The 12,822-nt window shown below is 51.6% G+C and carries 10 protein-coding genes; 4 read left to right on the forward strand and 6 right to left on the reverse strand.

Translation table 11 applies throughout. The features are described from left to right. Positions 1-384 precede the first annotated feature (384 nt). The 3 genes from CPA50_RS14205 to CPA50_RS14215 are packed head-to-tail and all read left to right on the forward strand — an operon-like array spanning position 385 to position 4,958. A complete protein-coding gene (locus tag CPA50_RS14205) occupies positions 385-1,647 on the forward strand; it encodes an ABC transporter substrate-binding protein (RefSeq protein WP_096783195.1) in 1,263 nt (420 codons plus the stop codon). 8 nt (positions 1,648-1,655) lie between these two features. Then, a complete protein-coding gene (locus CPA50_RS14210; RefSeq protein ID WP_096783196.1) occupies positions 1,656-3,986 on the forward strand; it encodes an ATP-binding protein in 2,331 nt (776 codons plus the stop codon). A 30-nt stretch (positions 3,987-4,016) separates the two neighbouring features. Continuing rightward, a complete protein-coding gene (locus tag CPA50_RS14215; RefSeq protein ID WP_096783197.1) occupies positions 4,017-4,958 on the forward strand; it encodes a diguanylate cyclase domain-containing protein in 942 nt (313 codons plus the stop codon). Here CPA50_RS14215 and CPA50_RS14220 read toward each other — a convergent pair. Together CPA50_RS14220 and CPA50_RS14225 are read right to left on the reverse strand one after the other, a co-directional pair. Then, complete coding sequence (locus tag CPA50_RS14220; protein WP_096783198.1) at positions 4,945-7,314, reverse strand: hybrid sensor histidine kinase/response regulator; 2,370 nt, start codon at positions 7,312-7,314, stop codon at positions 4,945-4,947. The two genes, CPA50_RS14215 and CPA50_RS14220, sit on opposite strands and share 14 nt — an antisense overlap. Before the next feature lie 19 nt (positions 7,315-7,333). Next, the gene (locus CPA50_RS14225) at positions 7,334-8,134 is read right to left on the reverse strand and encodes a DNA-binding response regulator (protein WP_202971770.1); all 801 of its coding nucleotides are present in this window, start codon (positions 8,132-8,134) and stop codon (positions 7,334-7,336) included. A 163-nt stretch (positions 8,135-8,297) separates the two neighbouring features. Between CPA50_RS14225 and CPA50_RS14230 the strand changes: the two genes are divergently transcribed. Next, a complete protein-coding gene (locus tag CPA50_RS14230) occupies positions 8,298-9,206 on the forward strand; it encodes a LysR family transcriptional regulator (protein ID WP_096783199.1) in 909 nt (302 codons plus the stop codon). A gap of 15 nt (positions 9,207-9,221) precedes the next feature. Here CPA50_RS14230 and CPA50_RS14235 read toward each other — a convergent pair whose 3' ends face one another. The 4 genes from CPA50_RS14235 to CPA50_RS14250 form a co-directional block, all read right to left on the reverse strand. Beyond that, positions 9,222-9,692 (reverse strand): flavodoxin family protein, encoded by a 471-nt coding sequence (locus tag CPA50_RS14235; protein WP_096783200.1) that lies wholly within the window; start codon positions 9,690-9,692, stop codon positions 9,222-9,224. A gap of 221 nt (positions 9,693-9,913) precedes the next feature. Then, the gene (locus CPA50_RS14240; RefSeq protein WP_096783201.1) at positions 9,914-10,753 is read right to left on the reverse strand and encodes a type IV pili methyl-accepting chemotaxis transducer N-terminal domain-containing protein; all 840 of its coding nucleotides are present in this window, start codon (positions 10,751-10,753) and stop codon (positions 9,914-9,916) included. A 265-nt stretch (positions 10,754-11,018) separates the two neighbouring features. Continuing rightward, positions 11,019-12,068: a recombinase RecA gene (gene recA / locus CPA50_RS14245; protein WP_096783533.1), complete on the reverse strand. Its 1,050-nt coding sequence runs from the start codon at positions 12,066-12,068 to the stop codon at positions 11,019-11,021. Between the two features lie 176 nt (positions 12,069-12,244). Then, the gene (locus CPA50_RS14250) at positions 12,245-12,745 is read right to left on the reverse strand and encodes a nicotinamide-nucleotide amidohydrolase family protein (protein ID WP_096783202.1); all 501 of its coding nucleotides are present in this window, start codon (positions 12,743-12,745) and stop codon (positions 12,245-12,247) included. Positions 12,746-12,822 lie beyond the last annotated feature (77 nt).

The raw sequence follows: 12,822 nt of genomic DNA on the forward strand, positions 1-12,822 counted from the left end.
CGGGATTCCCTGATCATTAAATTCGCTGTGCCAAAGTTACAGGCACACTAACCGCCAGCTTGAAGCTGCATTACAGAATGTTAACCGGCCTTATAGAGAGCCGAACAGATCAGGCAAACGAACACTGGGTTGCGCCTAAGTGATTGAAAATCCGCGCTGGCAAAGGTTTCCATATAACCTTTTCCACATACGGGCGCCGGCAACCCCGGTTACAGACACACTTTCCAGGCAAAGCGAGGCAAATCAGAGACCTTTGACTGAGCGGACAAACAAGCAACCCGATTGCGGATGGATGTGAACGTTTGCCACCTTAGATTTGTAGATCCGGGTCAGATACCTCAAAATTAAAGACGGTTCCCAGCCAGCCACCCATTGGATCCAGTAATGTCCCAACCGCGCTCAATTGCTTTTATCTGCGGCCTTCTGCTTTGTGCGTCAGCGGCGGCACAACCCTCTTCAAGCAATACTGTCGACATTCTTCACTGGTGGGTTTCCGACGGAGAGAAAGAAAGCATTAATACTATCCGGCGCCATGTTGAGAAACAGGGTATTGGCTGGCACGCCGAGGCCTTTGCCGGAAGCGGCACCCATCGCTTCAGCGACGTACTGCGCCGGCGGGTAGCTGCCGGGAAACCACCGATGGCGTCACAGGCTATTGGCTATGACATTCGCGACTGGGCCCGTCAGGGCAAGCTATTGAGCCTTGACAATATTGCCGAGGAGTACCAATGGGATGAAGTCATCCCATTCGCCATCCAGCACCTTTCCAAATACCAGGGACACTGGGTGGGTGTGCCCATAAATACGCATTCCACCAACTGGCTCTGGGTGAATCATGCACAACTCACCCGCCTGGGCTTGAAGCAGCCAGACACCTGGCCCGATCTGATAAATATGCTCGATACAGCCAAAGCCAGCGGGCTGATCCCCATCGCGATTGGCAGGGAGGCCTGGGAGCACACCTTGCTGTTTGAATCTGTGGCCGCGGGTGTTGGAGGCGCAGAGTTCTATCGCCGAGTGTTTATGGAGCTGGACCCTACGGCTCTGGATATCGAAATTGTTGACCTGATATTTCAACGCATGAGTCTGCTACGAAACTATCTGGATACGGGGGTGACGAAACGCAGCTGGAACCAGGCAACCGAACTTGTACATTCAGGGCAAGCCTTGTTGCAGGTTCAGGGAAGTTGGGTTGGTGGCGAATTTAAAGCCATGGGACTGATATCTGGCCGTGACTACGATTGTTACCGCTTTCCAGATACCCAGGGATTGGTGCTCTTTAATAGCGACCAGTACATTCTGTTCAAAGACTATGCCGCTGAACCCGAAACAAGAAACAAATTTGTTAAAACCCTTATGAGCATTGAGCTACAACGCGATCTCAATATCGCGACCGGAGCGGCGCCAGCGCGGGTGGATGTGCCGCGAGCGGCCTTTGATCAATGCGGTCAGCAGGCGATCAACGACATGCGTGCCGCGAATATGCGCCGGGCGATGCTGGGATCAATTGCAATGGGGAACGCCAACCCCGGGCCTGTCAAGAATGCTCTTTACAAGGTTATCAGTGATCACCTTATGGGCCACATAAGCAACAGCCAGGCGGTAAGCCGCCTGGCTCACATCATTTCTCAAGCACCACGCTCATAGGAAAGCCAATGCATCTGTTCAGTAATCTTAAACTGACCAGCAAAATCGTTATGCTGGTTATCCTTTTGGGTGCTCTGGCTGTCGGCATCACCTTCTATTCCATGACCAACCTGTACGACGTGAATCACAACTACCGTGCTCTGTTGAACAGAGATGCCCAGGCCTCACTTCTGATCAACGAGGCCATACTGGACCTGAGCGATTCCAGCAAACTTGTACTCTCTGTTCTGACCGAACAGGAAGTGGCAAAGATGCGGGCAACACAGGAAAAACTCAAAAATCTTCAGATCCAGCTCAATGATAAAATCACACGCATTGCTCCACTGCTTGATGAGGGAAATTCAAAACTCGACGCAATACAACAACAGAAAGAGAAAGTTTTTGCGCTGGCTGACGCAATTATTAACTCCGCCGCTCGCTGGCGAGGCGATAAGGCTCTGAATATCATTCATGAAGACTTTGACCCGCAACTCAACGCGATGCGTCAGGACATGGACGATCTCAAAGAAGCCACTGTCGAGCGTTTTCAGCGGGCTTCACAAACACTTGATATGACAACCCGCAACACACTATTCAATACAACGCTGCTCTTTAGTCTGGCTCTGGTGACAGTCATTGGCCTGTCGGCCTACCTGTCATTTACTCAGATATCACGCCCCATAAAACAACTGACCAACGCAATGCGCAGGCTGAGTACCCGGGACTATCAACAGAATATCCAACATACTCAGCGCCATGATGAAGTCGGCGAAATGGCAAAGGCTCTCCAGGTGTTTCGTGACACTATGCTACGAGCCGACAGACTGGAGGTTGAAGCAGCAGCTAACGCCAGAGCACGGGAGCTTGCAGAACAAGTGGCTCAGGCCAAAGCCAACTTCCTGGCAACAATGAGCCACGAAATCCGCACCCCAATGAATGCCATCCTGGGGCTCGCACAACTCAGCCTTCGCCACCCGCTTGAGCCTCGCCAAAAAGACCGGGTAGAGAAAATCATGCGTGCCGGTGAGCATTTACTGGGCATTATTAACGACATCCTGGATTACTCAAAGATAGACAGCGGTCGTGTCTCCGTGGAGGCAATTTCTTTTTCTCCCGAAGAATTGTTGACCGATGTCGAAGAAATGCTTGAAGAAACAACTGAAAGCAAGGGGTTGAGCCTGGTTCTGGATGTGAAAGACTGCCCTGATCTGCTCGTCGGCGATCCGATGCGGATTAGCCAGATTCTGCTTAACTATACCAACAATGCACTTAAATTCAGCGATCACGGGCAGATCGTTATTCGCCTGAAATCAGAACAGGAAACCGATAAGTCTCTGTACCTGTACGGTGAAGTTGAAGATCAGGGCATTGGCCTGGACGACGAGCAAATTCAGCAGCTGTTTCAACCATTTCACCAGGCTGACAACTCGATTTCCCGACGTTTCGGTGGTACAGGTCTGGGCCTGGCGATTTCCCGCAACCTTGCCGAATTGATGGGGGGCAGTACCGGTGTCCACAGTACGCCTGGGCAGGGCAGCACCTTCTGGTTTCGTGTTCGGGTTTACCTTCCCGAGGCGGATGAAACGATTCCCGCAACAGCTCCCCTCAGACAGCAGCTTGAGCCCACTCATAATCTGCATGGGCTACGTCTGCTTCTGGTAGATGACAACGAACTTAACCGGCTTGTCGCCAGCGAACTGTTAATGGATGCTGGCATCCTGGTTGATAGTGCAAGCGACGGGCAGAAGGCCCTGGATATGCTTGAGGCCTCGGCTGACAATACCTACGACGTGATTCTAATGGACATGATGATGCCAGAGCTTGACGGCCTCAGTGCAACCCGCCGGTTACGCAGAAACCCACGCTTCAGACAGATTCCAGTCATCGCTATGACCGCCAACGTCACTGAGCAGGACGTGGCATCGTGCCTTGAGGCAGGCATGAACGCACATGTAGCCAAACCTGTAGATGACAAGGCGCTCCTGAGAATTCTCGCGGAACACTGCAAAAAGAGCCCGAGCCGGGCTCTGGACCCGAGGCCACTGGAGCATCTCAAGCGCCTTATTGCCCCGGAAAAGTTCAACAATATGATTGACATGCTCCTTGAAGATTGCCAGCAACGCGGGCAGGTGTTTCAATCACTGACAGCACAAACCGAGCCGCAACAGCTTCTCCAGCACGCCCATGACCTGATAGGTACCGCCGGACACGTAGGGCTCAATAATCTGAAAAATCTCGGCGAGGCATTGAAGCGGGCCACCCGGGATTCGGATGCTCAAGCCATACAGAAACTGGTGCAGGAAATTCACCATGCAACTATGGATGCTACACAGGAATTACAAAGGCACTTCCAACGGTGATAACCCTACACAGGTCAGGAATCCGTTTTCATGCATGACCTTATAAGCCAGCAACGCTTCAGCAAAACAGCAAGTCATGGAAGACAACAGGTTCTTCTTGTTGACGACCAGCCCCTGAGCCTTGCCTTTGCGGCTGCAGAGATAGAGGATATCTGCCACCCGATACAAGCACACAGTGGAGAGCAGGCACTTCAGCTTGCTGCCAGTGAGCAACCGGACCTGATTCTGCTGGACGCGCACATGCCCGGAATGAGCGGGTTTGAGGTTTGCCGACGTCTGAAGCAGGATCCCAGAACTGCTCACATCGCAGTGATCTTTCTGACGGTCCTCGACGAAGAAGTCAATGAAGAGCAGGGCCTCAGGCTCGGGGCCATTGACTATATTGCCAAACCCTTCAGCCCTGCCATTCTGAGAGCCCGCGTACGCAACCATCTCCTTATTCAACGACAACGCATGCAACTGCAGCGACTGGCCCAGTTTGATGGTCTTACAGGACTGGCTAACCGTCGCAGTTTTGACCAGGTATTGAGTGTGGAATGGCAGCGTCTTATCAAGCTCCAGGAGCCACTCGGTCTGTTAATGATTGATGTTGATGCCTTTAAACCCTTCAATGACCACTACGGCCACCAGGCCGGCGACCAGGTTCTTGAGCAGGTTGCTACTGCAATCAATCGTCAGATGCAGCGCAAACACGATCTTGCCAGCCGCTATGGTGGTGAGGAATTCGCCTGCATCCTCCCCCATGCGGATCAGAATGGTGCCAGCATCATCGCAGAAGGTATCCGCGATGCTGTGCAGGACCTCCAGATTCCTCACCGGGCTTCAACGGTCGCTCCCTGGGTTACCGTGAGCATTGGTGCGAAAAGCATAGTCCCGAATGTTAGTAGCTCCCCGAAGAGACTGATCGCTGAAGCTGACCACTATCTATATGAGGCAAAAAACAAAGGTCGCAATCAGGTTATTGCGGAATAACCGGCGAAGACAGGGGGCAGAGCCTTTCTATGCAAGCCAACAAATCCCCTGTACTGGATGGTTTAAGCAGCACGGCATCAAAGAAGAGCTCTTGTGTGTCGTGTCGCGAGCGTGCGGGAGAAGCGGAATAGAGCAATACCGGCAACCCCGGATGAGAGCGACGAACTTCCCGCAGCAAATCCCAGCCATCTTTGTCTGGCATAAACTGATCGGTAATAACCAGATCAATCCGCCTGGTTTTCAATCCGGCCAGAGCTTCTTCAGCATCAGCCGCCAACATCACTTCAAAGCCATAACCCGAGAACAGATCACCGAGGAACATTCGAGGCAACGCCACATCATCCACTATCATAAGGCTACGCCCGCAACCATCCGTTGTGGTGACGTAACTCTCCAGAAAAACCGAATCTATCTCATCTTCCGAAGCATCGTTCAGCCACAATAAAAAGCTGAAAGTGCTACCACGGCTCTCACTGCTCTCAAGGCTCAGGCGTGATCCCATCTGCTCCAGCAAGCTTTTGACAATCGACAGACCAAGACCGACACCTTCCACACTCTTTACATTATTGCCACGCTGAAACGGCATAAGCAGCCTGCTGCTGATTTCCTGAGAAAACCCGGCCCCGCTGTCTTCAACTGAAAAGTGTATACAGAACTTCCCGCCCTGGCTGGCAATGCTCTCAACCTTCAGTTCAATTGAGCCTTCTTTCGTGAACTTGGCAGCGTTATGCAGCAGATTAACCAGAACTCGCCGGAGTTGGCGAAAATCGGCATTGACCAGTCTGGGCAAATTATCCGCAAAGGAGCAGTTCAACCGGTTGCCATGACTTGATGCGAGGTCTAGCCCTTCTTCTTCTATCTCTTTCAGGAATCCAAACAGATACCCGGGTTCCAGGCTAAGTTCAATCTCATTCAACTCCGTTCTGGAGAAATCGAGAAGGTCATCGATGAACTCAAGTTGTTGAAGAGCAATGCGCTCAATCTTGTTGAGGTATTCAGGAATAAGCTGCCCCCTCACCTGACGCACATTATTAACAATACGGTTCAAAGGGCTTCGAAGGTCATGACTAACCCGGGCTAGCAGAGTACTGCGGGCGTGAAGTGCTTCGCGTAGTTGCCGGGTACGCAACTCAACCTTTTTCTCCAGCCGCTCATTCTCAACACGTTGCAGGAGGGAAACCTCGGCGAGTGCCTCCTGTTTTTGTTGCCGGGAACGAACCACGCCAGACATCAGGGTACTTAGAACCAGTACAATCAACGTAAAAACTGACTCCTGCTGGTGCTCGCCAGTATAATGCCAGATGTGTTCTCCAGCTTGCCACCAGACCCACAAGCCCACTTGAAACAGCGCCAGACTGCTGAGCAACCATGCAGGCCATGCAGGCCTGATACCCTGGTAGACAGCGACCAGGGGCAGGATCAGAACCAGAGGGTAGTGCCCAAACATGAAAAAGGAATACAAACCGGAACTCGATACGGGATCTCCGGACGCGCCAACCAAAAGCACAACAACTGCAATCAGGGCATAAACGAAAAACGCCAGGTTCACCCACGAACCAAGGCTGCGCACCTGGAAAAGCAGATAACAATAAGCGTAAAAAAATGCCCCGGAAGTCATCGAAAGTATTCCGATCAATTCCCTTGACCAAGGCAATAATGAAGGTAAATAGAACAGGTACCCGTTTAATATGAAATACACCAGTGAATAAAAAAACAATGCCAGGCAACTCAAGAGCAACAAACGAAACCGGGTGATTACAGCAATGACCAGCCCAACACATAGAAGAAGCAGTATTGTCCCGAGGATTACACCTTCGATTAAATGGCTGGCTGTCACGTTTTGAATTAACGTTCTGTCGTCCCAGAGTTCAGGCTGTACCAACATTGAACTTCTGCTGGCAATACGAACCAGAACCTCCATCTCCTCCCCTGCGCCTAGTGCAATCCTGAAGCGAGGCTGACGCGCGGCTACTGCCCACTGTTCCAAGGGGTAAGCACTTCCCCCTGTCATCTCGCTCCAAATTCCATTGTGAAACGAGTGCACCTGAACATCCTCTAACCTGGGTTCGCCTACTATCAGCCAACGCTCACAAGAAGAGGCTCCGCTGTTCACCAATTCAAAACGCAGCCATACCGCAGATCTGGTATACCCCCAGGATGGAGGTCTGTCATCGATATGATAGAAACTTTCGTCGCCGGTCGCGGCAACATCGCGATAGTCCAGGCGCTGTGACGAGTCTTCAAGGATGCTGACATGACTGAGGATAGCCATCTCATTGGAGGCACAGAGCTCAAGCTTTTCCTGCGCCGACAGCGGTATGGAATAAAACACCAGCCAAACGACCAGGACTGACATCAGATATCGATATAGCAGTTTACTTACCCTTAGCCTGTTGACGGAACTGACTCGGTGTCATTCCCACATCGCGGCGAAAAGCAGTCGTGAAATTGCAGGCACTGCCGAAACCAAGCCAGTCAGAAATATCCTGAACACTCATGTTGCCGTCACTCAGCAGTTCCTGGCTCTTCCGCAAGCGTATTTCCCGAATGTACGCGAACACTGTCACTCCGATATGCTCGCGAAACAGTTTAGACAAACGCTTATCATGGGTTCCCACGCTACGCGCGATTTCCTGGAGCGATGGGAGGTCTCTCAGATTCTGTGAAATATAGCGCACAGCTGCCCGCAGCAGCAGTTCGTCATCACTGTTGGCTGCCACCACAGACTCACCGGATTCCACAGTGTCCCGATGCTGTAGCTGCATGTGAATTCGCATACGTGCCAGCACTTCCAGGGGCTCATAAGGTTTGAGAACGTAATCGACCCCGCCCGTCTTGAGCCCTTCCAGGCGCTGCTCCAATGACCCGGCTGAAGTGAGAAATATAACCGGAGTAGCCCGTGTTTCATCAGATTCACGCAACAAACGACAGAAGGTAAAGCCATTCATGTGGGGCATCTGGACATCCAGCAAAATCAGATCAGGGTCCAGCACAAGTGCGCGCTGCAAACCTTGACGGGCATCATGAGCTAAAGAAATTCGCCAGCCCTGCGCTTTTATCGCCAGCAGTATAGGGCGGACATCCTCTGGCGAATCATCAACCACCAAAATATGAGGTATGGACATCTCATCAACTGGTGCCGCACGCACGCCAAACGCCGTTCTGGTGGTATCCATATAACACTTGCCTTAAGTACGTTCTTACAGGAAGCTTTCCGCGCAAACAAAAGCTCAAGCCGTGCATTCAAAAGCCTTATACATTACGCCGAGGTAACATATCACGAATAATACAGGCGTTGCCGCCAGTCGAACAATAAACTGTTGTACCGAGGAAGAAACATTGCGCGATGCAGACTACTTTACCGAATTATTCTGGTTCACTTCGGTTGTAGAACTAGGTAGTTTCTCTGCAGCCGCAGAGCATATGGGAGTCGCAAAATCCAGCCTTAGCAAAAGAGTCAGGCACCTTGAAGAACGACTGGGTGTTCAGTTGCTCAACCGCAACAACCGCAGGCTGGTCTTGACGACAATCGGTGAAGAAATTTATCGACACGCGCTCGATATGCTGACTGCAGCTCGTGCTGCCCAGATCAGTGCCTGGGACACTCTCGAAAGACCTGGCGGACTTATTCGCGTGGCAATACCAACAATTCTGTCGGAGTGGTTGCTCAAGGTTCTGAGCCAATTCAAAAATGAGAACCCGGACGTCCGCTATGAGGTTCACATCGCCGAGAATTTTGCCAGTACAGCTTTGCGACACCTCGACCTTTGCCTCAGCGTTCACCCTTCGCCAACGGACAGTGCCGAGCTTGTAGTCCGCCCGATCGCAACCTTGCAGCAACAACTGCTTGCGAGTCCGCAATATATCCAGAATCTTGGTGATGTAACACACATGGCAGATCTACGGGATGGTCAACTCCTGGCCTGGGGAGATAATGGCAACCCCCACCCCTGGGTTGTAAAAAAAACTACCAGAATCATCAAAAACCCCGCCTTTATCGCTCCGGATCTCTACATGCTGAAAGAGGCCGCCAAAGCAGGGATCGGCATTGCATGTTTGCCATTGTTAGCATGCCGCCACGAGCTCGAAAACCAGGTTCTTCAGCCAGTCTGCGAAAGCGCACGGCCCGAACCCCTACAGCTGAAAAGTCTCACTCCATCGTTCCGCGGCATTACTCTGACAACACGCTGCCTTATTGACGCGATCAGACAAGCATCGGCAGAGACTGAAGATCAGGAGGGGATGTAGAAAAGCCGGGGATACTCAGACAAGCCCCGCATCCAGACTTGCAGCGACGTACATACCCAGCTCTCGACACTGCTCTTCGAATTCTTCCCGGTATTCTCCCCGGCAGACCAATGGCTCCTGGATAAGTTTCCAGCGCAGTCCGGTGGTAATGCTGTCGATAGCACGCCGCGTTCCGGTGCCGTCGTGACCCGCGCGAATGTAATAGGTAAAAGGCAGACCCTGGGTTTTCTCCAGGCAGGGGTAGTAGCAGCGATCGAAAAAGTCCTTGAGGGCGCCACTCATATATCCAAGGTTTTCAGTGGTGCCAAGGAGAATGGCGTCACAGGCAAGAACATCATCCGGGCCGGCATCCAGTGGTGCCAGCACGGTTACTGCAACATTTTCAATATCTTCATGGCTTGCGCCCTGCGCAACGGCGTTGCGCAGGGTAAGGGTATTCGGAGACGGTGCATGGGCAACAATAAGCAGTTTCTTTTTGCGATCCATACTCACCTCCTGGTCGGTTCTGGAGCAGATCACCACCCAATCCTGTCATCGGGGAAATGCCCTTTCCACAAAATGCTGAGGACTGACCTGGCAGAAAAGTGAAGCCATAGTGTTCTTGCGAAATTCAAGGCAAGCTTCGTTACCTGCAGCTTCACTATATTCCTTTTACCGCACCGGTACGGCAGATATCAAGGTGTACCAGAGAGTATGTATTTCAAGGGCTATTCAATGGAAACGTACAAACCCGCAATTTTATCCATTTTCTTGAGCATGGACTCAGTAGTCACCTGAATAACAAAAGGTACATAACGCCCGCTTTCCACCATCTCAAACCCCGATCGTGAGAACTTCCATTGAGCCACAACTTCACTCAAAGCCTGGTTTATCTCACCGGTATTAAGAGAAGATTGAGTCAGAACCGTCAGTGCACGATCAAAATCACCCAGCGCCTGCTCAAACTCTTTGTCCAGCATCTCACCAGAGATCCTCCAGCTCTTGGCGACATATAACATACCTATACGTTGTGACAACATACGCTGACGCCCGGAGAGGTTGATCAGCTCCCCCTTCTTTCCGCCTGAATAGGTTTCAAACAACTCGACATTTTCCTCGCATAGCCCAAGCAAACGGGAGCCACCTTCGATCACGCCAAGTGCCTGGCTATGCTCTGGTCTGGCAATTGCCAGCTGACGGAATCTGTTCCATTCCCGGCGAATGTCTTGTAGCGATGCGGTAATTTCCGGTGTAGGTGAAAAACCTTCCAAGTCTCCGAGGTTTTCCTCAAAAAGAGCCACACTTTCATCCAGCTGTTTCTGGGCCTTGTTAGCAGCGACATCCTGGCCAATCAGTAAATAGGATTTGACGATACGCTGAGTCAACATCCGCTGCATTCCAGCCTTGTTGATCGCAGAAGTAGGAGCCAATACTTCAGCACCAGCGTTCGTCGGTACAGAGGCGAGCAAGATAATCAGAGTTGCAATTATTAGCAAGGGCGGAATCACCGCTTGCACAGGGCGGCCAGCAAACTGGCTACGCCTGAGCATCCTATAACTGAGCCGCATCAGGTACTCCTCTGTCACTGGGGCAGAAGGGAGCCCAAAGAAGCACCGCCTGCGCCAGAATTATGAGTTTCTGATGCTAAACTTCGTAAAGGAAAATAGCGTTGATAATAATCATTAGTTTCTTTGTGGTTACTTCTACGCTTTCAATGTCTTATTGCCGGCACCCTGCGCAACAGAATTGCGCAGGGTGGGAGGTATTCGGAGGAGTTGCATAAGCTATAACAAGCAATTTCTTTCTGGAGGGCACAATACCCTCCGGATTATCTTAAAGCAGTTCACCATCCGCTTCTGCCGGCACTTCAGCTTCAGCGTCTTTCTTGGAAACCGGCTTCGGCATCAGCCTTTCACGTACCTTGGCTTCAATTTCCTTGGCCAGATCCATGTTTTCTTCAAGGAACTTACAGGCGTTAGCCTTACCCTGACCGATTTTGTCACCGTTGTAGGCATACCAGGCGCCGGATTTATCCACAAAGCCTTCTTTAACGCCCATATCGAGCACTTCTGCCATGTGATAAATACCCTTGCCGTAAAGAATCTGGAACTCTGCCTGACGGAAAGGCGGAGCTACCTTGTTCTTGACGACTTTAACCCGGGTTTCGTTACCAACAACTTCATCACCCTCTTTAACCGCGCCGATGCGGCGGATATCAAGGCGTACTGACGAATAGAATTTCAGAGCGTTACCACCCGTAGTCGTTTCAGGACTGCCGAACATCACGCCAATTTTCATACGGATCTGGTTGATAAACACCATCAGGCAGTTGGCATTTTTCACGTTACCCGTTAGCTTACGCAGTGCCTGTGACATAAGACGAGCCTGCAGGCCAACGTGGCTATCGCCCATTTCACCTTCAATTTCTGCTTTCGGGGTCAACGCCGCAACGGAGTCAACAACAATGACGTCTACTGCGTTGGAGCGCACGAGCATATCTGCGATTTCCAGCGCCTGCTCCCCGGTATCTGGCTGGGAAACCAGCAGGTCATCCACATTAACACCCAGCTTTTCAGCATAGATGGGATCCAGAGCGTGCTCCGCATCTATAAAGGCACAGGTTTTGCCAGCTTTTTGCGCTTCGGCGATGACCTGAAGAGTCAGGGTTGTTTTACCGGAACTTTCAGGCCCGTAAATTTCAACAATACGGCCGTAAGGCAAGCCGCCTATACCCAAAGCAACATCCAGCCCCAGAGAACCAGTGGAGACCGCAGGTATGGCTTCGCGGGGCTGATCGCCCATTTTCATTACTGCGCCCTTACCAAACTGGCGCTCGATCTGGCCCAGCGCAGCGCTCAATGCTTTTTTGCGGTTGTCTTCCATCAGTGCAAACCCTCTGTTGCCTTGGCCGCCGGCAAGGTAGAACAAGCCAGCGGAGAGATAATGAAGGGAACCTGCACAGCGGTTACAGCAGGATCCCTGTATATTTGAACAGTATTAAAGCATACCCGGAGAAAGAGACCAACCCCTGTGATTATGAAAGGCTGATACGAAAACATTCAGGCTTTTTCCAAAAAACCGCTAACACCTTGCAGGGCAAAGAGAACTGCCTGGCGGCGCACCTGATCACGATCACCACTGAAGTGCTGAACGACCGCCTCAGTGTTTTCCGCACTTGATCCCCAGGCGAACCAGACTGTACCCACGGGCTTTTTTTTACTCCCCCCCCCAGGCCCAGCAACACCGCTGACAGCCACGGCAACACCAGCCCCGGTTGTGGCCAGCGCACCTGCAACCATCTCCCGGACAACCGGTTCGCTGACAGCTCCGTGGGTATCCAGAGTTCTGCCAGCAACACCCAGCAGCTTCTGTTTTGCATGGTTACTGTAGGTCACCAGTCCCCCCACCACATAAGCAGAAGACCCCGGTTTATCAGTCATTACCTTTGCAACCCAGCCTCCGGTGCAACTTTCAGCCGTTATCAGGGTAAGATTCTCTGCTAACAGCTTTTCACCCAACTGGCTTCCAGCTTGTTCGAGTTCGTGATCACTGGCAGGCATAATGCTCTCCTTCATTTCATCAAGGGCGTTATTTTCTTACAATCCTTGGCTTCACCCAAAGCAAGATTATCCGGATT

It is taken from the genome of Marinobacter sp. ANT_B65 (assembly GCF_002407605.1).
GTDB lineage: Bacteria > Pseudomonadota > Gammaproteobacteria > Pseudomonadales > Oleiphilaceae > Marinobacter.

Excerpts from the sequence above, each read along its gene's own strand:
- CPA50_RS14235 (WP_096783200.1), bottom strand. The coding sequence starts at position 9,692 with ATGGATCGCAAAAAGAAACTGCTTATTGTTGCCCATGCACCGTCTCCG.
- CPA50_RS14210 (WP_096783196.1), top strand. The coding sequence starts at position 1,656 with ATGCATCTGTTCAGTAATCTTAAACTGACCAGCAAAATCGTTATGCTG.
- CPA50_RS14225 (WP_202971770.1), bottom strand. The coding sequence starts at position 8,134 with ATGGATACCACCAGAACGGCGTTTGGCGTGCGTGCGGCACCAGTTGAT.
- CPA50_RS14220 (WP_096783198.1), bottom strand. The coding sequence starts at position 7,314 with ATGTCAGTCCTGGTCGTTTGGCTGGTGTTTTATTCCATACCGCTGTCG.
- CPA50_RS14205 (WP_096783195.1), top strand. The coding sequence starts at position 385 with ATGTCCCAACCGCGCTCAATTGCTTTTATCTGCGGCCTTCTGCTTTGT.
- CPA50_RS14240 (WP_096783201.1), bottom strand. The coding sequence starts at position 10,753 with ATGCGGCTCAGTTATAGGATGCTCAGGCGTAGCCAGTTTGCTGGCCGC.
- recA (WP_096783533.1), bottom strand. The coding sequence starts at position 12,068 with ATGGAAGACAACCGCAAAAAAGCATTGAGCGCTGCGCTGGGCCAGATC.
- CPA50_RS14215 (WP_096783197.1), top strand. The coding sequence starts at position 4,017 with ATGCATGACCTTATAAGCCAGCAACGCTTCAGCAAAACAGCAAGTCAT.
- CPA50_RS14250 (WP_096783202.1), bottom strand. The coding sequence starts at position 12,745 with ATGCCTGCCAGTGATCACGAACTCGAACAAGCTGGAAGCCAGTTGGGT.